Raw genomic sequence first — 25652 nt, forward strand, 5'->3', positions numbered from 1 at the left:
CGTCTTCGCTTGCCCATCAAACACCTCTCCTTAGCGAGTATTCTCGCCTAAATTGGTACCCGGATTCATTAAATCACTACAGAGGGGGCGTACGACCGGGTCGCTGCCTTTGTTCGCCAGTGGCGACCGGATCAACAGGATAGGGTCAACTTCGCAAGTAAAGAAACAGAAAAAGGCAACGCTGATGGAAGGGATTTTATAGTGTTCATGAACACTATAAGTGATCATGGATTCAATAAATCAATTAATTACAGGCACTTAGAAGTGCGAATGAACAAAATAAGTCGACATAACGGCGGGCTGCATCTATTGCTTCGCCCGGCCTTCCCATAGCTACCTGGGCTTGTCGCCCGGGCTGGATTTCGAGAGCCGGATCTTTGCCAAGGTGAACGCGCCGGAATTGCTGCTCAGGGAGCTGGCCAAACCTTCTTATGCCGCCGAGCCGATCGCGCTCGGCATCAATACCGACGCCTACCAGCCCTGCGAGCGCGACCTGAAGCTGACGCGGCGCATCCTGCAGGTGCTGTACGATTGCGAACACCCGCTGGCCCTGATCACCAAGTCGTCGCTGATCGAGCGCGATATCGACCTGCTGGCCGGCATGGCTGCCAAGCGGCAGGTGGTGGCGGCGGTCACCATCGCGACGCTGGACGCGACCATCGCCCGCACGCTGGAGCCGCGCGCGGCGACGCCGTCGCGGCGCCTGCGCACCATCCGCACGCTGGCGCAGGCGGGCATCCCGGTCAGCGTCAGCATTGCGCCGATGATCCCGTTTATCACCGAACCGGACCTGGAGCGCGTGATGGAAGCGGCAGCCGAGGCTGGCGCGGTGCGCGCCGGTTATACCGTATTGCGCCTGCCGTGGGAAGTGAATCCGCTGTTCCAGAACTGGCTGCAGGCGCATTTTCCGGAACGCGCCAACCGTGTGATGAACCGTATCCGCGAAATGCGCGGCGGCGCCGACTATGACGCCGATTTCGCCACCCGCATGCGCGGCGAGGGCGTATGGGCGGATCTGTTGCGGCAGCGTTTTGAAAAGGCCGTGCTCAGGTTCGGCCTGTGGCATGGCGGCTCGTTCGGGACCCTGGACGCCAGCCGTTTCCGGCGGCCGTACGTGCAGCCGGAAAAGGACCGGCTGTCAGGCCAGCTGGGCTTGTTTTAGCAGGCGCCGCAGATGGATCGTCATGCGGCGACCTGGCCCTTGAGCAGGACCAGCAAGGCGCCGGAACCGCCTTCGGCGGCGGTGGCCTGGCAGAAGGCCAGCACTTCTTCCTTCTGCACCAGCCAGTTGCGGACTTTGGATTTCAGCACCGGTTCCTTGTTGATGGAGCCCAGTCCCTTGCCGTGGATGATGCGCACGCAGCGCCAGCCGCGCTTGGCCGCCAGGCGCAGGAATTCGGCCAGGGCTTCGCGCGCTTCCTCGCGCCGCAAGCCATGCAGGTCGAGCTGCTGCTGGATGGTCCAGTGGCCGCGCCGCAGCTTGCGCATGACATCGGGGCCGATGCCGTTGCGGGCAAAGCTGAGCGTTTCATCGGTGTCGAGCAAGGTTTCGATGTTGAAATCGTCCGACAGCGATTCTTCCAGCGCGGCCTGTTCGTCGGCCAGGTGCTGGCGCGCGATCGGCAGCGGGCGCGGGATGGCCGGCGTGAATTTGGGCGGCACCGCCAGCGGCTTGACGTTGCCGATGCTGCTGCGGAAGATGTCGGCGTCGCGCCGCGCTTCCTGCTCGCGGCGTTTGGTTTCCGCTGCCGCGGCCTGGCGTGCTTCGTCCTGCGCCTTGATTTCCTTGCGCAGCGATTTGAGGGCGCTGAAGTCTTTGATCGGGCCGGCCATGATGTACGTATGTGCTAGGGATGAAGGGCGGCGCTGCGCGGCAGGCCGGCGGCCGCGGCGACAACGCTGCCGCCACGGCTGCCGGGCAGGGCCTTAGTCTTCCAGGAAGCGCTGGGCGTCGAGCGCCGCCATGCAGCCGGTGCCGGCGCTGGTGATGGCCTGGCGGTAGATATGGTCCTGGACGTCGCCGGCGGCGAACACGCCCGGCACGCTGGTGGCGGTAGCCATGCCTTCCAGCCCGGTCCGGGTCTTGATGTAGCCGTTGCGCATGTCCAGCTGGCCGTCGAAAATGCCGGTGTTGGGCTTGTGGCCGATGGCGATGAAGACGCCGTGCAGCGTGATCGGCGTGATGCTGCCGTCGGCCACCGACTTGATGTTGATGCCGGTGACGCCGCTGTCGTCGCCCGTGACTGCATCCAGCGTGTGGTTGTACTTGATGACGATCTTGCCTTCCGCCACCTTGGCGTTGAGGCGGTCCACCAGGATCGGCTCGGCGCGGAACTTGTCGCGGCGGTGGATCAGGGTCACCTTGCTGGCGATGTTGGACAGGTACAGCGCTTCTTCAACCGCCGTATTGCCGCCGCCGACCACCGCGACTTCCTGGCCGCGGTAGAAGAAACCGTCGCAGGTGGCGCAGGCCGAGACGCCTTTGCCCATGAACGCTTCTTCCGACGGCAAGCCCAGGTACTGGGCCGAGGCGCCGGTGGCGATGATCAGGGCGTCGCAAGTGTATTCGCCAGAATCGCCGATCAGGCGAAATGGTTTTTCAGACAACTTTGTGGTGTGGATATGGTCGAAAATGATTTCTGTGTTGAATTCTTCTGCGTGTTTGAGCAGGCGCTGCATCAGTTCCGGACCTTGCACGCCGTGCGGGTCGCCGGGCCAGTTCTCGACGTCGGTGGTGGTCATCAGCTGGCCGCCTTGCTCGACGCCGGTGATCAGGACCGGCTTCAGGTTGGCGCGGGCGGCGTAGACAGCGGCGCTGTAGCCGGCAGGCCCTGAGCCCAGGATCAGGACGTGGGCGTGCTTGGCGGGTTTGGTAGTGGTCATGTAAGCCTCAGGTAACAGATATCAAGCAACGATCATGAGTACGCGTCCATGGCCGCGGGCGGCCGGTGAACAGGCGGATAAATATTGTCAGGATCATCAAATTGCGCGTAAAAACTCGGTAAGATTATAGTCTACCCATGTGCGGCGCATCAGAACTCCGTGGCCGCCGCGCCGGGTTTTTTAGCAATGTTTCAAATGGAAACATCAAACACTGGTTATATATATAGGTATTGGGTGCATAATTTCAACTGTGAGAGCACTCTGGCCACCCTGTAAAGCAACAGCGAAGCAACACCAACCGGATTTATGACTAGAACAAGCCAAGCCTATACCCGCAACACCAAGCCGCAAGAGGCGCAGCCGCTGCCGAGCCGTCTGGTCCGGCTGCTGTATGAAGCGCGCTGGATCATCTATGCGGTCGTCACAGCCTACCTGATCATCATTTTCGCCAGCTACTCGAAATCCGATCCGGGCTGGTCGCACGCCAACGTGGTGCCGCACCTGCATAACTGGGGCGGCCGCATCGGCGCCTGGCTGTCCGACCTGATGCTGTTCGTATTCGGCGCCTCGGCCTGGTGGTGGTGCGCGTTGCTGCTGCGCACCTTGTGGCAGGGCTACCGGCGCATTTCCCAGCGTTTCCTGGTGGAAAAAACGGCCGAGCCCGAACATCACCAGGAAGGCCTGATCCGCGGCGCCGGCTTTGCCTTGATCCTGGTCGGCAGCATGGGCATCGAATACACCCGCATGTCGTCGCTGCACATGCAGCTGCCGCGCGCGCCCGGCGGCGTGCTGGGCCAGCTGATCGGCAGCAGTGCGCAAACCGCGCTCGGCTTCACCGGCTCCACCTTGTTCCTGCTGCTGCTGTTTGCGCTGGGCATCAGCCTGTTTTTCCACGTATCGTGGCTGACGGTGGCTGAGCGCATCGGCGCCGGCATCGAAAACGGGCTGCTGTGGCTGAAGAATTTCTATGTCGCCCGCGAAGACCGCAAGGCAGGGCAGGTGGCTGCGGTCAAGCGCGAAGAAGTGGTCGTGCAGGAGCGCGCCAAGATCGTGGTGGCGTCGCCGATCCGGATCGAGCCGCAAGTGGTGGCGGTGCCGAAATCGGAACGTGTCGAGAAAGAACGGCAAAGCACCTTGTTCACCGATTTGCCCGACACCAACCTGCCGCCGCTGTCGCTGCTGGACGAAGCGCCGCCGCAGCAGCAGACCGTGAGCGTCGAGACGCTGGAATTCACCAGCCGCCTGATCGAGAAAAAACTTTCCGATTTCGGCGTGCAGGTGAAGGTGGTGGCAGCTTATCCCGGTCCGGTGATCACCCGCTACGAAATCGAACCGGCGACCGGCGTCAAGGGCAGCCAGATCGTCGGCCTGGCGCGCGACCTGGCGCGTTCGCTGTCGCTGACTTCGATCCGCGTGGTGGAAGTAATTCCCGGCAAGATGTTCATGGGCCTGGAATTGCCGAATCCGAAACGACAGATTGTGCGCCTGACCGAGATCCTCGGCTCCAAGGTCTACAACGACGGCGTCTCCAGCCTCACCATCGCGCTCGGCAAGGACATCGCCGGCCATCCGGTGGTGGCCGACCTGGCGAAGATGCCGCACTTGCTGGTGGCCGGCACGACCGGCTCGGGCAAGTCGGTGGGCATCAACGCCACCATCCTGTCCCTGCTGTATAAATCCGATCCGAACCAGGTGCGCCTGATCCTGATCGATCCGAAAATGCTGGAACTGTCGATCTACGAAGGCATCCCGCACCTGCTGGCGCCGGTGGTCACCGACATGCGCCAGGCCGGCCATGCGCTGAACTGGGCGGTCAACGAAATGGAGCGCCGCTACAAGCTGATGTCGAAGATGGGCGTGCGCAACCTGACCGGCTACAACCAGAAGATCACCGAAGCCGACAAGCGCGAAGAGAAGATCCCGAATCCGTTCAGCCTGACGCCGGATGCGCCGGAGCCGCTGGAAAAGCTGCCGACCATCGTCGTCATCATCGACGAGCTGGCCGACCTGATGATGGTGGTCGGCAAGAAGGTGGAAGAACTGATCGCGCGCATCGCGCAAAAGGCGCGCGCGGCCGGCATCCACTTGATCCTGGCGACGCAGCGCCCATCTGTAGACGTGATCACCGGCCTGATCAAGGCCAACGTGCCGACCCGCATCGCATTCCAGGTCAGCAGCAAGATCGATTCGCGCACCATCCTCGACCAGATGGGAGCGGAAGCGCTGCTCGGCATGGGCGACATGCTGTACATGCCGCCCGGCACCGGCTTGCCGATCCGGGTCCACGGCGCGTTCGTCTCGGATGAGGAAGTGCACCGGGTGGTCGACTACCTGAAGGAACAAGGCGAGCCGAACTACATCGAAGGAATACTGGAAGGCGGCGTGCTGGAAGACGGCGCCGATGGCGCAGCGGGCGGCGGCGCTGCGGCCGGCGGCACCGAGGGCGACGAACTGTACGACCAGGCGGTGGCGGTGGTGCTGAAAAACCGGCGCGCCTCGATTTCGCTGGTGCAGCGCCATCTGCGCATCGGCTACAACCGCGCGGCACGCTTGCTGGAACAGATGGAAACAAGCGGGCTGGTTTCAACCATGCAATCCAACGGCAACCGGGAAATCCTGGTGCCGGCGGGAAATAGCAATACGGAGCAATAAGATATGCAAAAGAAAATCATCGCCAGCTTGACCGGCAAGAGCAACATGTTCGCCCAGTTCAAGTCGGGCCGCCTGATTGTCGGCCTGTCCCTGAGCATGGCGCTGTTGCCGTCGCTGGCCCATGCCAGCGCGCTGGAACAGTTCAAGTCCTTCGTCAGCAGCACGCAGTCGGCCAAGGGCGAGTTCTCGCAGCAGCTGGTGAAAATCGACGCCGGCAAGGCGCCCAAGGTAACCAGCACGTCCAGCGGCATCTTTATCTTTGCCCGGCCGGGCAAGTTCATCTGGACTTACCAGAAGCCGTACGAACAGGTGCTGCAAGCCGACGGCGACAGGCTGTACATCTACGACAAGGATTTGAACCAGGTGACCACCAAGAGCCTCGGCAACGCGCTGGGTTCTTCACCGGCGGCGATCCTGTTCGGCAGCAATGACCTGGAAAAGAATTTTATCCTGAAGGAAGGCCAGGCCAAGGATGGCATGGAATGGCTGGAAGCGACGCCGAAAGCCAAGGACACCACCTTCGACCATATCGGCATCGGCTTGAAGGATGGCTTGCCGCACGCGATGGAATTGCGCGATTCGTTCGGCCAGGTATCGCTGCTGACCTTCAAGAATTTCGTCAAGAATCCGCCGCTGTCGGCAGGACAGTTCCAGTTTGTCGTGCCCAAGGGCGCGGATGTGCTCAATCAGTAGTCGACACCGGACGGGGGGCGGGAACGATGCCGGGCGGCTAAGCCTGTTCCAGGAATTCCAGCTTGTTGGCGACGTCGCGCCAGGCCTCATGGCCGGGCAAGGGCGGCTGCGAGCGGGTGATCGGCTTCCAGTCCGGATGGGCGGCCAGGCGGGCGTTGATTTCGGCAAAGTGGCGTTGTTCGCCGGGCAGGTCGGTTTCGTTGTAGATCGCGCCGACCGGGCATTCCGGCACGCACATCGAGCAGTCTATGCAATCCTCCGGCGCGATCACCAGGAAATTCGGCCCTTGCCGGAAGCAATCCATAGGACAGACGTCGACGCAGTCGGTGTATTTGCAACGGATGCAGGAATCGGTGACGACAAAGGGCATGGCGGGCAGGATATGTGCGGGTCAAAATCGACTGGGATTCTCTCACAATCGCGGTTTTCGCGCAGGGCGCCGCCGCCGGCAGGTTTCCGTTCCCGCCGTTAAGATGCTGCATGACATTTGATTTTCCAGACAAAGACCATTTCCACTGAACCATGTCCGATCTCTTCAAAGTAGAACCTACACCGCCTTTAGCCGAAGCCCTGCGTCCGGCGACCCTGGACGAAGTGATCGGGCAGAGCCACCTGCTGGGGCCGGGCAAGCCGCTGCGGCTGGCGTTTGAGTCAGGCAAGCCGCATTCGATGATCCTGTGGGGCCCGCCCGGGGTCGGCAAGACCACGTTGGCGCGCTTGACCGCCAATGCCTTCGACTGTGAATTCATCCCGCTGTCGGCGGTGTTCTCCGGCGTCAAGGATATCCGGGCGGCGATGGAGCAGGCCCAGCAGAACCTGGCGCAAGGCAAGCATACGATCTTGTTCGTCGACGAAATCCATCGCTTCAACAAGTCGCAGCAGGACGCCTTGCTGCCGTATGCCGAATCGGGCCTGGTGACCTTCATCGGCGCGACCACTGAAAACCCCTCGTTTGAAGTCAATTCCGCTTTGCTGTCGCGGGCGCAGGTGTATGTGCTGCAAGCCCTGACCGAGGATGAACTGAAGCTGCTGCTGGCGCGCGCGCAGGAGCGGGTATTGTCGCACCTGCAGTTCGACGCCGCCGCGGTCGACACCCTGATCGGTTATGCCGACGGCGATGCGCGCCGGCTGCTCAACCTGCTGGAGCAAAGCGGCAGCGCCATCAAGGCTTCCGGCGTGACCCAGGTCACCAGCGAGTTCCTGCAAAATGCGCTGACCTTGAATGCGCGCCGCTTCGACAAGGGCGGCGACAATTTCTACGACCAGATTTCAGCCCTGCACAAATCGGTGCGCGGCTCCAGTCCGGACGGCGCGCTGTACTGGCTGTGCCGCATGCTGGACGGCGGCGCCGATCCCAGGTACCTGTCGCGCCGGATTGTGCGCATGGCCTGGGAAGACATCGGCCTGGCCGATCCGCGCGCGATGCAGGTCGCCAACGACGCCGCGGCCACCTATGAGCGGCTGGGTTCGCCGGAGGGCGAGCTGGCGCTGGGCCAGGCCGTCATCTACCTGGCGGTGGCGGCCAAGAGCAACGCCGGCTACAACGCGTTCAACCAGGCCATGGCGTTTGTCAGGAAAGACAAATCGCGGGAAGTGCCGGTACATCTCAGAAATGCACCGACCAAGCTGATGAAGGAACTCGGCTACGGCCACGAATACCGTTATGCGCACGACGAGCCGCATGCCTATGCGGCCGGCGAAACCTACCTGCCCGACGGCATAGGCGATCCCGGCTGGTACCGGCCGGTGCCGCGCGGCGTGGAGTCCAAGATCGGCGAGAAAATGCAGTTCCTGAAAAGCCTGGACGACCAGGCCAACGCCGATAAAGGCTAGGCGCGGAGTAAAAACAGGTAGGGAAGTCAGGCCGCCCGCACCGGCGCAAACAGCTTGGCGAAATCGACTTCCTTGGGCTGGCCGGTTTCGGTCAGCAGCGCCGAGGCATATTCGCCCAGGTGGTGCTCCATCAGCCTGGCCGCCCGCTCGGTATCGCCCTGTTCGATCGCATCCAGTATGCCGCTGTGCTCGTCGGCCGAACAGCTGTTGCGTTTCGGCGTTTCATACAAGCCTATCAGCAGGGAAGTGCGCGCTATCAGGGTGCGCAGGTAGGCGCTCACGATATTGTTCTGGTTGGCTTCGCTGAGCTTGATATGGAATTCGCCCGAGAGGCGTATCCATTCTCCCCAGTTGCCTTGCTCGCGCAATGCATGTTCTCTTGTCACCAGCGCCCGCAATTCCGGCAGGACCTTGCGTTTGGCGGCCAGGCTCTTGACCGAGCCGCCTTCGAGGATGGCGCGGGCCTCGAACACCTCGCGCGCCTCCTTCACGTCATGCATGGCGATCACGGCGCCGCGGTTCGGCTGCAGGTCGATCACGCGCTCATGCGCCAGTTTCACAAAGACCCGCCTTAAGGTGCCGCGCGTAACGCCGAACGCTTCGCACAGCGGCGCTTCGACCAGGCGTGTCCCGGGCGGCAGCTGGTGGTCGAGGATGGCGTCGATGATGGCGAGGTGGATGCGGGCATCGATTTCATCGTTGCTCAATTCGGCCGGGCTGCCTTTGGGAACTGCGCTCATACCGCGGCCCCCGCTGTCGATCCTGGCGCTGCCTGAAGGATGTCTTGTTTCGATATTGTGCACAATTTGTCCATGGATCGCTGCATCCTGCCAATGATATGGCGACAGTATAAGTCCGAAGCCTGCCGCTTGCACGCCTGGCTTGACTTGTCGTCGTCAGTCGTCCGTAAATTGCATCATTGCGAGGCGGGTGCACATAAATGGCGGGTTTTTGCACCAGTTTGTGCACGCTTGGAACACCCGTAACCATATTGCCGCAGCTTGTTTTTTAGTCAAAAAATCCCTCCGCTTTCGACTGTCGCGCCCCTGTCCGAGCTGTCCTGGGCGTCGCTTGGCACGATTCTGGCTTATGTGAAGATTACGATTGTGCGCAATCTTGCGCATGATTGTCGATGATTATTGCGATTTCAATATCGGCCGGTTTTGCCAATCAAAGCCAGACCCCGGCGATGCTCCGCCCGGTTTGATTTTCAACATCCTGGAATAGGAGTCACGATGGAACAGCACAATGCCATTATCAAGCCCTCGTACGACGACCGGCTGACCAACGACGACCTGGCGCCGCTGAAAAAACAGACCTGGGGCAGCTACAACATTTTTGCGTTCTGGATGTCGGATGTGCACAGCGTCGGCGGTTATGTCACCGCCGGCAGCCTGTTCGCGCTCGGCCTGGGCAGCTGGCAAGTGCTGGTGGCGCTGCTTGCCGGCATCACGATCGTGCAGTTCTTCGCCAACCTGGTGGCCAAGCCCAGCCAGCTCACAAGCGCGCCTTACCCAGTCATCTGCCGCACCACCTTCGGCGTGCTGGGCGCGAACATTCCGGCGATCATCCGCGGACTGATTGCCGTGGCCTGGTACGGCATCCAGACTTACCTGGCGTCCGGCGCCTTCCTCCTGATCGTACTGAAATTCTTCCCGCAGCTGGCGCTCTACGCAGACCTCAGGCAATACGGTTTTGCCGGCTTGTCTTACCTCGGCTGGCTGGGTTTCATGGTGATGTGGGTGCTGCAGGCGATCGTGTTCTGGACCGGCATGGACGCCATCCGCCGATTCATCGACTGGGCCGGGCCGGCGGTGTACGTGGTGATGTTCCTGCTGGCGGCCTGGCTGATCAGCAAAGCCGGCTGGAGCAATATCGACCTGAACCTGGGCGGCATCAAATACAGCGGCGCGGCGGCGATCCCGGTGATGGTCAACGCCACGGCGCTGGTGGTGTCCTACTTCTCGGGGCCGATGCTCAATTTCGGCGACTTTTCGCGCTACGGCAAGGATTTCAAATCGGTGAAGCGCGGGAATTTCTGGGGCTTGCCGGTCAATTTCCTCGGCTTCTCGTTGTTGACCGTAGTCTGCATCGCCGCCACCTTGCCGCTGTACGGCAAGCTGATCACCGATCCGGTGGAGATGGTGAGCCATATCGACAATACCTTCGCGGTGGTGCTGGGCGGCCTGACTTTCATGATCGCCACGGTCGGCATCAACATCGTCGCCAACTTCGTGTCGCCGGCTTTCGATTTTTCCAACGTGGCGCCGAAGCTGGTCAGCTGGCGCATGGGCGGCATGATCGCCGCGGTCGCCTCGATTTTCATCACACCCTGGAACCTGTTCAACAATCCGCATGTGATCCACTACACGCTCGATATCCTGGGTTCGTTCATCGGCCCCTTGTTCGGCATCCTGATCGCCGACTTCTACCTGGTGAAGAAGCAGCAGGTGATCGTCGACGACCTGTACACCATGGACCGCAAGGGCGCTTACTGGTACAGCAACGGCTATAACCCCAAGGCCATCATCGCGCTGGTTCCGGCGGCCGCGATTCCGGTCCTGTGCGTATTGCTGCCGTCCCTCGGCAGCCTGGCCAACTTCAGCTGGTTCATCGGCATGGCATGCGGCCTGGCGATCTACTGGACCATCAGCGATAAGCAGCCGGCGCCGAAGACGGCAGGAGCAGCGAGCGCCTGACCTTGAAAATCAAAATCATCAATCCCAACACGACCTGGAGCATGACCGAGAAGATCGGCCTTTGCGCGCGCCGGGTTGCGGCTGCCGGCACCGAGGTGATTGCGGTCAGTCCGGACATGGGGCCGGCGTCGATCGAGAGCCACTACGACGAAGCGCTGAGCGTGCCGGGCATCCTCGATGAAATCAGGAAGGGCGAGGCTGCCGGCGTCGATGCCTATGTGATCGCCTGTTTCGGCGACCCCGGCCTGTACGCCGCACGCGAAGCCGCACGCGGACCGGTGATCGGCATCGCCGAAGCGGCGATGCATGCAGCCAGCCTGGTCGGCGGCAGTTTCAGCGTGGTCACTACGCTGGCGCGGACCAGCGGCATCGCCTGGCACCTGGCGGAGAGGTACGGCATGCAGCGCTTTTGCCGCAAGGTGCGCGCCTGCGAACTGAACGTGCTGGACCTGGAACGGCCCGGCTCGGACGCCTACCGCACCATCCTCGCCGAATGCCGGCAGGCGATGGAGCAGGACAGGATCGACAGCATCGTGCTCGGCTGCGCCGGCATGAGCGACCTGTGCCAGGCGATTGCAGAGGAACTGGGCATCGCCGTGGTCGACGGCGTGGCGGTGGCGCTGAAGCTGGCCGAAAGCCTGGTGCAGCTGGGCCTGAAGACCGGCAAGCGCGGCGACCTGGCGTTTCCCCTGGCGAAGCCTTATACCGGTTCGCTGGAAAAGTTCGCCTGGGACCCGCGATAAGGCGCCGCCCGGGGACTGGGCTGCACGGGTAACAGTCGCTCGTCCTTGCGGGGCCGCATTTCCGCCGCGCACCCGCCGGCGAAGCAAACGCCGTGCGCGATGCACCGAACATGCGCTTGCGGTGAGCCAATCGCAATGATTGTTTAGCGAATTCTGTCAACTTCCGCCGGAGATTCCTCTTCGCACATTAAGGCTTGCTCATATGCGTTGCCACTTGAGACAAAAAAAAGTGCCATTATTTTTTTAAATTTCCATATTTATTTTTCGACCTGCAAACAGGAGCAATCGGCTGTATCTTGGCCTCGATATTGCTTCATCTGCGGGGAGGGCTGCGCCGCGCGCAATCCATGCGACGCATTTCTGTACAGATGCTTCCACCAGGCGCTGTGCGAATGTCCAATAAGTCGAAGGTAACAATCGGACGCCGCTGGTTAGAATCGCTGAACGCAAATGGAAAAATGCTCAAATAATTAAATGTTTAGTGATGATTGTGTTGTTTTGTCCCTGTCGTCTTGTTGACGATCAACGCACATTGGTCATACATTTTGGTCTTGGATTGAGTAGAGGAAAAGCGCAATGCACCCTTGCGATGTTTTTCTTTTGCGTGGAAAAGCGGCGGCCGGCAAAGGCTGGCCGCTTGCATGCAACTGTCAGCATCGCTGATTTTTTCTTGGCTTTGAAAGAAGCACATTGTTAGGAGAGCCGCTCATGCCCAAGGTGGAGGCCACGCCGATGCAGTCGCTGTACATTGATCACCACAACTGGCTGGTGGGATGGTTGCGCAGGCGCCTCGGCAATATCGACCACGCTGCGGATATCGCGCAAGACACTTTTGTACGGGTCTTGCTGAAGCCTGCGATCGAGGTGATCGAAGAGCCGCGTGCCTACCTGACGGTCATCGCCAAAGGCCTGGTGGCCAATGCCTACCGGCGCGAAGCGCTCGAGCGCGCCTACCTGGAAACGCTGGCCCTGTTGCCCGAAGCGCAGGCGCCATCGCAAGAATACCGCGCCATCCTGCTGGAAACCCTGTTTGAAATCGACGCCATGCTGGACCGCCTGCCGCCCAAGGCGCGCAGCACTTTCCTGCTGTCGCAGCTGGAGGGCCTGACTTACGCCGAGATCGCCGAGCAGCTCAATATTTCCGTCAGGACCGTGAAGCGCCACATGGTGCTGGGATTTGAACAGTGCCTGATGTTTTCCCTGCCATGACAGAGACCTCGATCAATCCGGCGATCATTCGCGAAGCCGCCACCTGGCTGATGAAACTGCACAGCGACGACGCCACCGAGGCCGACCAGCAAGCCTGGCAGCACTGGCGTTCGCGCAGCCCCGAGCACCAGCGCGCGTGGCAATGCGCGCAACGGCTTACCGATGCATTCAGCGACATTCCGCCCGAGCTGGGCATGCCGGTGCTCGACCGCCCCGTGGCATGCCCGCAGCGGCGCCGCGCGGCGCTCAAGGCCTTGGCCCTGCTGCTGACTACAGCGCCGGTGGCATGGCTGGCCGCCAAGCTGCCGTGGGAGGATTGGAGCGCGGACTACCAGACCGCAACCGGCGAGCGCAGCACGATTGCACTGGCGGACGGCACGCAGCTGGTCCTCAATACCGCCAGTTCGGTCGACGTCAGGTTCGACAGCCGCCAGCGGCTGGTCCAGCTTTACACCGGCGAAGTGCTGGTGACCACCGCCGCCGACAAGATGCTGCCGGCGCGCCCGTTCAGGGTGCAGACGCGGCATGGCATGCTGCGCGCGCTCGGCACGCGTTTCGATGTCAGGCACGAAGGCATGCGCAGCCATGTAGCGGTGTTTGAAGGAGCGGTCGAGCTGACGCCTTTGAAAGCGCCGGGCGTGGTGGTGCAAGCCGGCCAGCAGTGCAGCTTTACCGCGAACCGGGCCGGGCCGGTGCAGGCGGCCGACGACAGCCAGGCGCTATGGTCGCAAGGCGTGCTGTTTGCCGACAAGATGCGCCTGGCCGATTTTGTCGACGAACTCTCGCGTTACCGCCATGGCCGGCTCAGCTGCGATCCGGCGGTCGCGGACCAGCGCGTCTCGGGCGCTTTCCAGCTGAAGGATACCGACCAGGCGCTGCTCCTGCTTAGCAAGGTGCTGCCGGTGCGGATAGAGAGAATCACCCAGTACTGGGTCACTGTAAGGGCTGCCTAGGGTGCAAGGGTTCCTGGCAGGGACGGCTGCCGGCCCGGCGCCGGCGCGGTCGACCGAGAAAGCAATTCGCATGGCGCTGCACAACTCTCGGCGACGGATTTCCGCAACCACACTGCCGCTGTCGGCGGCAATCCGCATGCATGTCGCGTGCTGTTGCCTGGTCTCGGCCGGCGTGGCGGTCCCGCAGCCAGCCTTGGCGCAAGCGCTGCAGCCGGCAAAAGATTATTCGATCGCCGGCGGCAAGCTGAACCAGGCGCTGGCGGTGTTCGCCGTCAAGGCCGGCATTTCGCTGGCCTACGATGCGGCCCTGGTGCAAGACAAATACAGTCCGGGGCTGGCAGGACGTTATCCGGTCGCCGAAGCGCTGGCTCGCCTGCTGGACGGCACCGGGCTGGAAGCCGCCGCCAAGGCCGAGGGTGGATACCTGCTGCGAGCCGTGGCGCCGGCGCCGCCTGCGGTTCCTGCCGCCGCCGCGGTGGCAGCGGGAGCCGCGGCAAGGGAGGATGCGATCCTGATGGCAATGACGGTCACCGGGACTGCGGAGGCGCCCGGACCGGCGCAAGGATTTGCCGCCGCCGCCAGCAGCAGCGCGACGCGCAACGATGCGTCGCTGTCCGAGATTGCGCAATCGGTGCAGGTGGTGACCAAGGATGTCATGGCAAGCCAGCAGGCGCAGTCGCTGCTGGATGTCTTGCATGACGTCAGCGGCGTCAACATCTACAACCGCGGCGTGGATTCGGCAATCTATATCCGCGGGTTTGCCGCGCCGTCCCGCATCAACGGCCTGGAGCAGGGTCCTTCTCCCATCGACAACGCCAGCTCGCCGCTGCATACGCCGCTGGCAGCCATCGAGCGCATCGACGTGCTCAAGGGCGCCGATTCGATCATCGCCAACGGCCAGATGGAGCCGGGCGGCCTGGCGAATATCGTCACCAAGCGTCCGCAAGCCGAACCGGTGCGCGAGCTGACGCTGGAGGCCGGCAGCTATGGCCACCAGCGGATGACGCTCGACCTCGCCGGCGCGCTGTCGGACGATCAAGCGTGGACGCACCGGCTGGTCCTGTCCGGCAACCGCGATCCGAACGCAACCGGCCGATATGACAGCGCCCGCGAGGTGTATGCCGCGCCGTCGATCGGTTACCGCCACGGCGACACGACGGCGGTGGCCGGCCTGAGCTACCAGCGCAACCAGCATGCAAGCGGCGGCTTCGGTCCGTTAGGAACAGTTGACGGCGGCACCCGCAGCACCAGCGCCGGCGCCAACTACGACTGGCAGCAGAAACTGGGAGGCGGCTGGAGCTGGCAGAGCAAGGGCAACTACATGAGGACGCAGCTGTCCTTCCAGTCCTACTCTTGCTGGCAAAGCGGGGCCGACAGCGCAGGTGCGGCGATGCGAGGTTGCCAGCCGCAGGCGGGAGAGTCGACATCTTATGGCTGGAATGTCGAAAATAGCTTGCGTGGCAGTTTTTTCACCGGCCCGGTAAAACATGTCGTGCTGGGCGGGGTGGCGCTTCACCATAGCTGGCGTGCGGCGCCGCTGATCGAAGTCGGCAATTCTGTGCTGGCCTCCTTGTCGGCGGACAGCCTGCCGGAAGTTTCCCAGTCCGGCCTGGCCCCGTGGCAAGGCTCGTCTTCACAGAGCTACCACACCACTAACTGGTTCCTGCAAGACCAGCTGAGCTGGGGGCGCTGGCATTTGCTGGCCAATCTCGGCTATACCAAGGCCTGGTCCCACAGCATCGATGCGCAGGCCGGCGAGGACACCGCGCTGCATCCGCGCAGCAAGCCGGTCTACAACATCGGCCTGGCATATCAGTTGACCGATAGCATGATGGTGTACGTCAACCAGCAAAAGAGTTTTGTGCTGCAAGCGCAGGCTTCGGGACCAGGTCCCAACGGCGGCCCTGCAGGCATCTATAATTTCCCGCCGACCGAAGGTAAATCGATCGAAGCGGGATTGAAGCTCAACCTGTTCGACGAGCGGCTGCTGCTTACGGCATCGGTGTTTCGCGCGACCCATTCCAAAGTCCTGTACGGCGAGGTGGACGATGCCGGCGTCACCCGGCTGCTGGGAGCGCTGCCGCCTACCGTCAGCCACGGCGCGGAGCTGGATGTGGCCGGGAGTCCGGCGCCGGGCTGGAATCTGATTGCATCTTATAGCTACACCGGATTCCAGGCCGGGCAGCCGTCCGATTTTTCTTTTGCGGTAAACCGCGTGGCGCGCCACCAGGCCAGTTTCTGGAGCACCTATGATCTGCAGAGCCCCGGCTGGCGAGGCTGGGGCTATGGCCTGGGCATGAGCAGCCGCGGCGGCTACCGCAACATCAACGACGCCTACATGGGAGGCCAGTTCAGCACTGACGCCAACCTGCGCTATAAATCCAGGCTGTGGTCGCTTACCCTCGGCGTGAGAAACATCTTCGATCGCAGGCTGTATGGCAGCTTCGCCAGCATCCCGGAAGGCAGCGGCTTTGAGCAGGGGCGCACCATCGTGCTGACCGGTCGCTACAATTTCTGAGTTCGAAGGCCTTGGCCTTTTTTCCTGTTTCGCGGGGCAATCAAGTAAGGGTGCTTTAGCGATGGGAAAACAAGGGACTGCATGGCATGGCCTGCGCACGACATGTGACTGTCAAAGTATGGTGTTTGCTGCTGGCGGCAGCGTTGTCGCTGCACGTGGCCAGCGTGCTGCCGGCGTCGGGCGCCGGCGCTGAAGCAGGGCGCAGCTATGCCATCACCGCCGGGCCGTTGAGCCAGAAGCTTGCCCTGTTTGCCGCGACGGCAGGCATTTCGATCATCTATGAACCGGAGTCGGTGCATAACAAATGCAGTCCAGGCCTGGAAGGGAATTTTCCGCTGGTCGAAGCATTTGCCAGGTTGTTGCAGGGCACCGGCCTGGAAAGCGTGGCGAAAGCGGAACAGGGATACCTGTTGCGAGGGATGCAGCCGGCAGCTGCGCGCGCTGCGCCATACAGCCAAGAAACGCCCGCTACCGTGCCGGCCGGGATTCGGCCGTCTGAATAGGCGGTGGCAAGTCTTGCCGGGGTTCGACTGTCGTTGCATCGTCCCCGGCATGGCTGGTCGCTGTTTAGTGCGATTCCTGTGCCGGCATGATCGTCAGGTTTTCTCCTTGCGGCGTGCGCATGGCCTTGCCTGCAGCTTTCTTCACAGGCTTGGCGTTGCCCACGGTGACGGGAATCGATACGGCCCGGGTGCGGTCGCCAATCGTGACGAATACATTCAAGTCGTATACACCGTCGGCCGCCGCCCGCACGTTCGGCGTATCGGTGACGATCCCTTGCTGGTTGCTGACCAGCGTAGCGGTGCCGAGAGTGACAAGCGACAAGCCGTCGTTGGCGCGGTATTCCACCTGCAGGGCGGTATTCGGCTGGCCGGTCTTGAATTGCAGCTGCACCGGCAAAGTGACGTTCTTGCCGGTGGCGGCGCCGGATATCAATTCAACGCTCACCGGCGCACCGATTTTGCCTTCGGGCTGCTGGCTTTTCGCCGCTGCCTTGCCAGGGTCGGCAGGCTGCAGCGGTTTGGCCGCACTGTATTGCGCATGGCCGGCAATGGCTGCAAAAACCAGCATGCCGTTGCCCAGGATATTTTTGATTTTCATGATTGTTCTCCCTTTCATTTGACTTGGGTCAGCAGGAGCTTGAAGCATCCTGGAGCATCGCCCACGGTGGTCAGCGAGGCGGTGTAGTCATTTTGCGCCGGCAAATCGTAGTTTGCATAATAAGTGCCGGGATGGTCCGGATCTTCGCTGAGCTGATGCTTGACAGTATCGCCGGCCAGCTCAGTTCCCTTGCTGTAAAGCTGGAAATAAGGCGCCAAGCCTTGGTCGGGAACGATGCGCAGCCGGTATTTGCCTTTTTCCGCGACACTGAAACGCAAATAGCGATAGATGCCGAGCTTATTGTAATTGTTGCCTGCGTCGTATGCCGTCGTGTTGCAGGCCGTGCTTTCCTTGCCGGTTATCTGGGCCGCGGTTTGCAAGCCGACGTCAAGCAGGCTGTAGACCGGCAGCACAAAATCCTTGTTGGCCGCGATAACAGACGGCGGCAGGTCCGTTTGCCTGGCGCCGAACATGTCCAGGTTGTCCTTGTTGACCGTATTGACTTCGGTCAGCAAACGGTCCAGCGTGGCTTGGCCGGCGGCATTGATTTTCCCGCGCAGCGAGGCTGCGAATGAAAACAGGCTGGTGAAAGCCGGCGATGTCTTCTGGGCTGCCATGGCCTGGTAGATGGGGCCGAAGCCGATATCCGGCGACTGGTGCAGGCGATACAGCACGGACTGTACCGCTGTTTCGCTGAACCAGGCTTTCGGATCGTCCGCCGGGATGTCGTCGACCTTGAACACTACCGCGCGCTTGCCCTGGCCCTTGCCATTGGTATCGACATACATGGGATCATTGCGCGCCATGCTGGAAAACGAATTGCCCCAGCCTTCGCTGAACGCCAGGCGCATGTCGAGCAGGTCGCCCTGTCCGTGCTGGCCGCCGGTGCTGTCGTCGCGCGAGAAGCTGGCCTGGAAATAGTGTCCCCACTCATGCGCAATCACGCCGGCGTCGTACTCGTCGGTATCGACGTCTGCCTGGCCAAGGATGTGCAAGCCCTTGGAATAGGATTTGCCATTCTCGCTGCCGAAGTAAGTGCCGTCCGTATCGCCCGGACTCCAGAAAACGTTAAGAGGCGGGAAAGCCAGGTTTTTATCGGCTTCCAATACTTTGCGGCTGGCGTTGTAGACCGTGTCAAGGATTGCGAACGGCCCGGCTGTGCGCGAGCTTGCATAGGCCGATTTGGTGGAGTCCCATCCCGAAGCGGCGTTCAAGTCATGGACGCTGGCTTGTTTGCCGCTGTTGAAGGCGGCGCTTTCCATGGCAAACAGGGAGGCGCCGTTGGTCGAAACGCCGTAGCCGGCCGACGAGTGGTCGCGGATCGCGAAATTCCAGCTTGGCCCTGCGGAGGCGGCGCCGGTGCGCAGCATTTGCGCTTTTGCGCGCACGCGCACGGCGGTATTGAGAGGCGCCTGGAAGGCATAGCTGCCCTGGGCGTCGGTTTCGGCCGACAGCAATGTCTTGCCGGTCTTGTCGTCAATCAGTTCGACCACGATGTTGCGGGCCGGTTTTTTCACGGTTTTTGCGTAATCGAGCTTGGCTTGCCAGCGCCCCTGCAGGTCCTTGCTGGCGACCGCGGGTACAAAGTCGTAGGTGATTTTGCCGGAGACGGCGGCTGTGGTTGCCGAGCCCTGGTTTTGTTTTGCCAGGACATCGGCCGTTCCGGCATTGCTGCCGTCGCCGCAGCCGGCTACCAGGAATAGCGCGGCAAGCGTGGCCGCTGCCAGCTTGCCTCTCGGTTGAATATGTTCTGTCATGGTTATCCTTGATAGTGAAAAGAATCATTCATTCCAGCTCCCGGCGCTTTGCCGCCGGGTTCAAAGACGTGTCTCGCCGGATCCGGCAATTCCCTGTTTCCGCACATGCGCATGACTCCTTATTGGTAGTTGAGAAGTGAGCAGTCAGTCGCCGCGGAATTTGTCTTGTGGAGGATTTCCCCGGCAGGCCTTGTTAACCTGCCCCGCGAGATAGAAAAAAGGGCCAGACCCGCACATTTTTTGTAGCCATCTCGCAACCGGCGTGCGCTTGCGTGGCCCCTTTTTTATTTTCGACGGGCATCTCTAGTGGAGGCGCCACAGCGCCGGAATTCACATGAGGAAGGGGAGCGTATGAAGTACAAGCTGTTGCTGGCCGTCTTTGGAGTGTTGAGCATGGAAGGGCTGGCGCCGCATGCCCGTGCGATGGATATGCATGTACATGGGAACCAGGTGTTCTTGTCGGGCGACGTGGTGTTTTCGGATGGTTATGTGCTGGCCGACTACCTGGCTCGCTTGCGCGCCCAGGGGCGCACCATCGATACGCTGGTGATGCGCAATTCGAACGGCGGCGCCGTCACCGGCGGTTACGACATTGGCGACCTGGCGCGGCGCCAGGGCTTGAAGACGGTCGTGTCCGGTTACTGCATCTCGGCCTGCACCATGATGTTTGCCGGCGGCGCCGTGCGCGCCTTTTCGAACCTCGACCAGCCTAATCCCGGCGATATCAGTACCGGCCACTTCCTCGGCATCCATGGCATGACCGCCGGCGATGGCAAGAGCTATGCGGATTCCAGCCGGCCCACGCCGTTCTACCAGTACTTCCTGAAAGCGATTGCCAACGGCAACCTCGCCGCCACCGACGCCCAGCTGCTGGACGACGCGTTCAGCGACCATGGCAGCGCCTATGCCCGGCTGTTCGATCCGGCCGCCGGCAACAATCCGTCCGTGTTCTGGTGCCATCCGGACTGCGCCAACCCGAAGCAATACAAGGCCTATCCAAAGGACGATGTCTACAATACCGGATTCATCACCCAGCGCACGCCCGAAACGACCACGGACGCGGTAACGCTGACCGGCCAGGCGCTGAGCGGCAATATCAATCCGAACTACGCCAACAAGTATGACCCCGCCGCCAAAAAGATGGATACGACACTGGTCGGATGGCTGGCGAACTGGAATCTGCTGGGAGCCTATCTGCCCAAGGGGGCCGCTCCCGTCCTGTCAAACGTGCCGTACCTGATCGACCTGGTTGACCAGGAGCGCAGCGCATATAACGCGATGAGTCCCGCCGACCGGGTAAAGGCGCTCACGCAGGGCCTGAACGCCGTCTACGACGACCCCAGCCAATACGACCCCGCCGAAGCCAAGAGCCAGCGCGCCGACCCGAATTCAGATTTCAACAAGGCGATCCGCGCCTTCGTAAAATACAGCAACGCGCCGCTGATCAATACCTCGGGCATATCGACCGGCGACTCTTTCGGTTTCATGACTTTGGTGAATTCCCAATGGACCTTGCCGGCGGGCATACATACCGCGATGGATGCGCTGGTGATGCAGGACAGCAGCCTGCGCCTGCGCGGCGGCGTGGTTGACATCCCTGTCAATACGCTGGCCGGCCGCAGCATGGTCGAGGGAGAAGGGCGGCTCGGCGAATCCCAGCTGTGGGCACGCATGAATTTCATGGACTACGCAGTCTTGCACCCGACCGGGAAGGGGATCGACTGGACCGGCAATCCTCGCTTGAACGACCATTCGGCGCTGGCCTTCGACATCGCGCCCAACCAGGCCGGGCAGCCTGCCTTCTTGCGGTTCGGCCTGTACGATGGCGGCAGCTATACGTCCACCAGCGGATTGAGCATCCGTTCCAAAACCGCCCGGCTTGCCTTGCACGTCACGCCCGGCTTTTACCGCGCTGCCGAATCGTACGCGCTGGTTGGTTATTCTCCCGACTTCTCCGCCCAGCTGCAGCAAGCGGTAAAGAACGGCCAGGCTCCAGCCGACGTGAGCATCGTGATCAACCGCTTCATCCACCTGGTCCGCGCCGATGCCCAAGGCCAGCCCATCGCCGGCTACGATGTCGATCCCGCCAAGGACGCCTTCCATCCTTTCGACGATTCGCTGGTCAGCTTTCGCGTATCGCAAAGGAATGACGGCATTTCACTCAGCGCCAACGAGGCATTCCTCGATAATCCGGCATTCTGCAACCGCGCCGGCTGCGGTTTAGCTACGGCCCTCAGCAATGCTTCCCGGCAAAGCGGTTCCGCCCCGGCATCGTTGCTGGGCGCACTGCAGTTTTCCAGCAACGCGCAAGCGGCGCAAGCCCGGCAGCAGATCGAAGGCGCCGGTTATGCCGCCCAGCGGACCGCATCGCTGTACCTGATCAATGACTTCAGCACGGCGCTGACGCAGCACCTTCGTTCCACCGACCGCAGCGCCGAACGACAGGGCACGGCTGCCATCGCCGCAGCGATGCCGCTCAATTCAGGCGGACCCGGCCACACGGTCGACACCGCCGGCATGCTGAATTACCTGGTGGGCAGCGACGATTCCACGGCGAAACCGGAGCAGCCGGCGAGCGACACCAGCCTCTGGGGTCGCGTGTTCGGCCACTACGGGCACCTGAACGGACAAGACCGGATGTCGGCATGGCGCCAAGACAGCGCCGGCCTGGTCCTGGGCCTGGACCGGCGCGCCGGCGGACAGCTGACCTGGGGCGGCTCCCTCGGTTACGGCACGCTTGCGGTGAACGGTGTCGGCAACGGCTATCGCGGGCAAATCAATGCCATCGACGGCCGCCTTTACCTGCGCTACGCAAGCGAGCGCCATTACCTGGATGCATTTGCCGGAGCGACGCACCTGACCAGCAGCGCCACACGCTCGGTCGACCTCGGCATGTCGCAGCTGCCCTTCAGCGCGCAAGCCCAGGCGCGTTATGCCGGCAACGCGCTGTCGCTGCATGTGGAGCACGGCTGGACACTGCAAGACCAGCGCGGATGGACATGGCAGCCGATCCTGCCGGCGGTCGACGTGGTGCGTTTGCCGAGTGTCGATTTCCGCGACCAGGCCAGCGATCCGGGCATCGCACTGTCGGCGCACGCCGACCAGGTGTTCGATACCCGGGTGGGCGCCGGACTGCAGGTAGCCAAGACTTTCACCGTGGCCTCCAAAGATTCCGCGCAGCCCGTCAATTGGACGCCGCATGCGCGGGTCCTGGTACAGCGCGCATTCGGCAACCGCGAGGGCTATTTCACCAATCATTTCGCCAACGCTCCCCAGGCCGGGACATTCGAGGTGCGCGGCCCGCAGGTCGGACCCAACCATCTCCAGCTCAACCTGGGAGTGGTGGCGCACCAGTCTGGCGCCTGGGCTTTCCTGGCCGACTATACCGGCGACATTGCAGCGCACGGCCAGGACCATGGGCTGAGCGTAGGAGCACGGTACAGCTGGTAAAGATGAATGCGCGATGCGGCCGGGGCAACGGAAATCATGTTTGGCGCCGGTCGCTGAAAAAGTTTTGGCCTTGGCCCGGGTACGGCTCCGCGCAAGCGGTCAGTGCCCGCAGGATTAGTCGGCGAGTGCCTGCACATGCAAAACCCCGACAACCGGCAGCAATCCAGCCTTATGGCGTCTCCCGTTTTTGCGTGGCCGGTACTGCGTCAACGGTTTGCCAGTCATTGGGCCGCAATTTGGCCCTTTTTTCATTTTGGACGGGCAAGTCTAATGGAGAGACTGCAAGAGCCGGCGCAATGCAGCAAAGCCGGATGGCAGAGCGGGATTTGTTTGACGTTTTTGAAAGGAATGCGCAATGAGTGCATATTCACAGCGCACGGACCGGCCGGCATTGGTCACCGAAGCAGCCGCGAACGCCACCGGCAAGCGGTTTTGCGCGCATCACCAAGGGGAGGTGGCTGCTACCGACGGAAGTTTCATCGAGTGCAGCAAGACCCGGCGCTGGATTTGCTACCGCTGCCAGGAAAACCGCCGGCGCCAGCGCCTGGCGCTGGAAAAGCGCACTAAATAGGAACGGCGCGAGGCTGTCTTTGTCATGAAACTGCGAAATGCACAATGGGAAAAGCTGGAGCCGCTGATGACGGGGAAGGTCGGCGACAGCGGCGCCAGGGCGCACAACAATCGCCTGTTTATCGAGGCTGTCTTGTGGGTTTCGGCCGGGCACCGGCTCTGGCACGATTTGCCGTCCCGGTTCGGCAGGTGGAACACCACCTACATGCGCTTCGTGCGCTGGAACAAAAACGCCGTCTGGCGCCGCCTGGCGGCGCAAACGCAAGATGACCGGGAATTGTGCGCGATGCTTGAACACATCGCTGCCTACGGCGATGCGTGGAGCATGAGGATCGCGCACCGATCCCAGAGGGCCGATAGCCGGGACAGCTTTGCAGCAGCCATGCAGCACGTCGGCGGCCCCAAGCCGGTACTGTCGGCGGAGGACGACACGACCCTGCACTGGCTGCGCCTGGTGAGCGAGTGACATCCGCCGGCAGCCAGGATCGAGGCTACAGGTAGCCGTGCGTAAAATTGGGCGACACCACTGCGGAATGAAGCAGGTTGACGACATGGTAGATGCCGAAGATGGGCAGCCCTGTGGCGGCCTGCACAGCCGTCGCGTATGGCTGCAGGTTGGTGCATTCGAACAGGAAGGCTCCCAGGTCCGGCGCGTCGGCTTGCATCGCCTGGCACGCCGCCACGACATCGCGCCTGGCCTGGTCGACGTCAAGCGCATGATCGGGGTCGTTGCCGGTGCCCAGGATGGTCCCGAAAGACGGGCTGGACTGCATGCCCCGGACCAGCAGCTGCCAGCCCGGCTCGATGCCGGCGGCGCGCAGGTGTGTGTCCGACAGGCTTTGCGCATCAGCGGTAACCACGCCGATGGTGCGTTTGGGGCCGAGCATGCGCCGCAGCAGCGGAACCAGGAACAGGCTTGAGGTAATGACCGGCACGCTGACGGCTTCGGCAATTTCATCCTGGACTACCGTCAGGAAACCGCAGGTGGTGGTGATGGCGCGCACGCCGTCGCGCTCCAGCTCTGTGGCCGCTTCGATAAACGACGGCAGCAGCGCGCGTGCGCGGTCGGGGGCGGCGACGATCTGTTCCGGCGTGGCGCCAGGCACGACCTTGTAGCGCACCGGGAAGTCGAAGGTGGTGGCGTTGCCGATATCGCCTGGGATGCGTGGAAATTTCGTATCCAGCACCAGGATGCCGACACTTTCCCCATAGATGGCGCGTCCGCCGCGAACGATCATGATGTCCCCTTAATTTAATGCAAGTTTAAGCTAGAAGCGTGTCACCGAATACGGCGCCGGATCGACCACAGTTGGCCGGCCTGATATGAGGTCGGCCACCAGCCGGCCTGAAACCGGTCCCGACGCCAGGCCGACATGGCCATGTCCGAACGCATGGATCACGTCCTGGCAGCCGGATGCCGGACCAAGCACCGGGCGGCCATCGGTGGTGGATGGCCGGTGTCCCATCCAGCGCTGGACGGCGGCAGTCCCGATTGACGCGGCGAGCGCCGGATAGGTTGCCGCGGCGTGGCGCAGCAAGGTGTCGGCGCGGCGCCAGTCCGGCTCCGCCTGCAGCCTGGTCAGTTCCACCTGGCCGGCAATGCGCAGGCCGCCCAGGGTCGATGTGTTGCCGGTCTTGGCGTCCGCCGGCATGACCGGCAATGCCAGTTCGACCGGCGGATTTTCGAGGACGATATGATAGCCGCGCTCGCTTTCCATGCAGACCTTGTCGCCCACCGACCTGGCCAGGAGCTTGGAGTGAATGCCGGCCGCGATGACGGCACGCTCGCAGGCGAGTTCGCCGCGATCGGTAAGGACGGCGCGCAGGCGGCCGCCTTGCAGGGCGAACCCGGTCGCCGTGGCGCGCTGCAGGACGGCTCCCTGGCTTTGCGCGTGGCGCACCAACGCTGCCACATAGGCGCCCGGGTCGACGCAGTTGGCGCCTTGCTCGACCAGGATGGCGAATTGATAGCGGTGGTCGAGCGCGGGAACCAGTTCGCGTATCGCCGGCGCCTCCAGCTCCTTCCAGCGCACCGCATTGTCGCGCCGCAAACGCCAGGCCAGCGCTTCCGCCTCGAAGGCGGCGCGATCGGGATAGGCATACAGCAGGCCGCGGCTCACTATCAGCTCCGGCACCCCGGCTTCCTGCGCCAACGCGCGGTGCCGTGACGGCGCGTCGTGGAGCAGGGCGGACAGTGCGCGCGCGGTGGCTTCGACACGGGCCACGCTGGCGCCGGCCCAGACGAACCTGGTCAGCCAGGGCAGCAGCGACGGCAGGGCGCTCCAGCGGATGGTCAAGGGGCTGTTTTTGTCGAAAAGATACTTGGGCAGTTTTTTCCATAGGCCGGGCATCGACATCGGCACCACCGAAGCCGGGCTCAGCCATGCGGCGTTGCCGTAGCTGGCGGCCTGGGTGCCGCCCGGTTCGCCTGGATCAAGCAGGGTGACATGGTGGCCGTCGCGCAGCAACTCGATGGCGCAGGCAGCGCCGACAATGCCGGCGCCGATGACCACCACGCGCAAGGGGGTGGGCAGCTTCGCGGGCCGGTTTTCAATGGGATTCAAGCTGTTTCCTCGGGGCCGGGCGCTGCA

General features: G+C 62.4%; 20 protein-coding genes and 1 pseudogene. 13 read left to right on the forward strand and 8 right to left on the reverse strand.

All coding sequences use genetic code 11. The annotated features are described in order from the left end of the window. Positions 1 to 298: 298 nt before the first annotated feature. Positions 299 to 1162: pseudogene (locus tag AC07RZ_RS04460) on the forward strand (PA0069 family radical SAM protein); the annotation flags it as partial. A 20-nt stretch (positions 1163 to 1182) separates the two neighbouring features. Here AC07RZ_RS04460 and AC07RZ_RS04465 read toward each other — a convergent pair. After that, complete coding sequence (locus tag AC07RZ_RS04465) at positions 1183 to 1833, reverse strand: Smr/MutS family protein (protein ID WP_144742662.1); 651 nt, start codon at positions 1831 to 1833, stop codon at positions 1183 to 1185. A gap of 93 nt (positions 1834 to 1926) precedes the next feature. Then, positions 1927 to 2883, reverse strand: a complete 957-nt coding sequence (trxB, locus tag AC07RZ_RS04470) for a thioredoxin-disulfide reductase (protein WP_494667044.1) — start codon at positions 2881 to 2883, stop codon at positions 1927 to 1929. Between the two features lie 306 nt (positions 2884 to 3189). Between trxB and AC07RZ_RS04475 the strand changes: the two genes are divergently transcribed. Both AC07RZ_RS04475 and lolA read left to right on the forward strand, forming a co-directional pair. Then, complete coding sequence (locus tag AC07RZ_RS04475) at positions 3190 to 5535, forward strand: DNA translocase FtsK (protein WP_494667045.1); 2346 nt, start codon at positions 3190 to 3192, stop codon at positions 5533 to 5535. A 3-nt stretch (positions 5536 to 5538) separates the two neighbouring features. Then, the gene (lolA, locus tag AC07RZ_RS04480) at positions 5539 to 6228 is read left to right on the forward strand and encodes an outer membrane lipoprotein chaperone LolA (RefSeq protein ID WP_144742665.1); all 690 of its coding nucleotides are present in this window, start codon (positions 5539 to 5541) and stop codon (positions 6226 to 6228) included. A 37-nt stretch (positions 6229 to 6265) separates the two neighbouring features. Here the strand turns inward: lolA and fdxA are convergent, their stop codons facing one another. Then, positions 6266 to 6598, reverse strand: coding sequence for a ferredoxin FdxA (gene fdxA, locus AC07RZ_RS04485; protein WP_494667046.1), 333 nt, complete (start codon positions 6596 to 6598; stop codon positions 6266 to 6268). 152 nt (positions 6599 to 6750) lie between these two features. Between fdxA and AC07RZ_RS04490 the strand changes: the two genes are divergently transcribed. Then, positions 6751 to 8061, forward strand: coding sequence for a replication-associated recombination protein A (locus AC07RZ_RS04490; RefSeq protein WP_144742667.1), 1311 nt, complete (start codon positions 6751 to 6753; stop codon positions 8059 to 8061). 26 nt (positions 8062 to 8087) lie between these two features. Here AC07RZ_RS04490 and AC07RZ_RS04495 read toward each other — a convergent pair whose 3' ends face one another. After that, a complete protein-coding gene (locus tag AC07RZ_RS04495; protein ID WP_494667047.1) occupies positions 8088 to 8801 on the reverse strand; it encodes a GntR family transcriptional regulator in 714 nt (237 codons plus the stop codon). Between the two features lie 495 nt (positions 8802 to 9296). On the opposite strand from AC07RZ_RS04495, the gene AC07RZ_RS04500 reads away from it, so the two are divergent. From AC07RZ_RS04500 to AC07RZ_RS04525, 6 genes are all read left to right on the forward strand, one after another. Further along, positions 9297 to 10760, forward strand: coding sequence for an NCS1 family nucleobase:cation symporter-1 (locus AC07RZ_RS04500; RefSeq protein ID WP_494667048.1), 1464 nt, complete (start codon positions 9297 to 9299; stop codon positions 10758 to 10760). 2 nt (positions 10761 to 10762) lie between these two features. Then, entirely contained in the window at positions 10763 to 11503 is a 741-nt protein-coding gene (locus AC07RZ_RS04505) for an aspartate/glutamate racemase family protein (RefSeq protein WP_494667049.1), read from the forward strand. A gap of 708 nt (positions 11504 to 12211) precedes the next feature. Next, positions 12212 to 12712 carry a sigma-70 family RNA polymerase sigma factor gene (locus tag AC07RZ_RS04510; protein ID WP_144742670.1) on the forward strand — a complete coding sequence of 167 codons (501 nt, stop codon included), beginning with the start codon at positions 12212 to 12214 and terminating at the stop codon, positions 12710 to 12712. Then, entirely contained in the window at positions 12709 to 13665 is a 957-nt protein-coding gene (locus AC07RZ_RS04515) for a FecR domain-containing protein (RefSeq protein ID WP_494667050.1), read from the forward strand. The genes AC07RZ_RS04510 and AC07RZ_RS04515 overlap by 4 nt, the downstream gene beginning before the upstream one ends. A gap of 70 nt (positions 13666 to 13735) precedes the next feature. Next, entirely contained in the window at positions 13736 to 16183 is a 2448-nt protein-coding gene (locus AC07RZ_RS04520) for a TonB-dependent siderophore receptor (protein ID WP_494667051.1), read from the forward strand. Between the two features lie 104 nt (positions 16184 to 16287). Beyond that, positions 16288 to 16686, forward strand: a complete 399-nt coding sequence (locus AC07RZ_RS04525) for an STN domain-containing protein (protein ID WP_494667052.1) — start codon at positions 16288 to 16290, stop codon at positions 16684 to 16686. Positions 16687 to 16750: 64 nt separating this feature from the next. On the opposite strand, the gene AC07RZ_RS04530 is transcribed toward AC07RZ_RS04525, so the two are convergent. Continuing rightward, positions 16751 to 17284 carry a hypothetical protein gene (locus tag AC07RZ_RS04530; RefSeq protein WP_494667053.1) on the reverse strand — a complete coding sequence of 178 codons (534 nt, stop codon included), beginning with the start codon at positions 17282 to 17284 and terminating at the stop codon, positions 16751 to 16753. 14 nt (positions 17285 to 17298) lie between these two features. Beyond that, the gene (locus AC07RZ_RS04535; protein WP_494667054.1) at positions 17299 to 19041 is read right to left on the reverse strand and encodes a hypothetical protein; all 1743 of its coding nucleotides are present in this window, start codon (positions 19039 to 19041) and stop codon (positions 17299 to 17301) included. 351 nt (positions 19042 to 19392) lie between these two features. Here AC07RZ_RS04535 and AC07RZ_RS04540 point away from each other — a divergent pair, with 351 nt between their 5' ends. From AC07RZ_RS04540 to AC07RZ_RS04550, 3 genes are all read left to right on the forward strand, one after another. Next, entirely contained in the window at positions 19393 to 22491 is a 3099-nt protein-coding gene (locus AC07RZ_RS04540; protein ID WP_494667055.1) for an autotransporter domain-containing protein, read from the forward strand. Between the two features lie 355 nt (positions 22492 to 22846). Next, entirely contained in the window at positions 22847 to 23062 is a 216-nt protein-coding gene (locus tag AC07RZ_RS04545; RefSeq protein WP_494667056.1) for a hypothetical protein, read from the forward strand. 24 nt (positions 23063 to 23086) lie between these two features. Beyond that, positions 23087 to 23527 (forward strand): transposase, encoded by a 441-nt coding sequence (locus AC07RZ_RS04550; protein WP_494667057.1) that lies wholly within the window; start codon positions 23087 to 23089, stop codon positions 23525 to 23527. A gap of 25 nt (positions 23528 to 23552) precedes the next feature. Here AC07RZ_RS04550 and AC07RZ_RS04555 read toward each other — a convergent pair whose 3' ends face one another. Continuing rightward, complete coding sequence (locus tag AC07RZ_RS04555; RefSeq protein WP_494667058.1) at positions 23553 to 24299, reverse strand: aspartate/glutamate racemase family protein; 747 nt, start codon at positions 24297 to 24299, stop codon at positions 23553 to 23555. Positions 24300 to 24329: 30 nt separating this feature from the next. Beyond that, positions 24330 to 25625: an NAD(P)/FAD-dependent oxidoreductase gene (locus AC07RZ_RS04560; protein ID WP_494667059.1), complete on the reverse strand. Its 1296-nt coding sequence runs from the start codon at positions 25623 to 25625 to the stop codon at positions 24330 to 24332. Between the last annotated feature and the right edge of the window lie 27 nt (positions 25626 to 25652).

The organism is Collimonas sp. GW821-FHT07E08 (assembly GCF_059418905.1).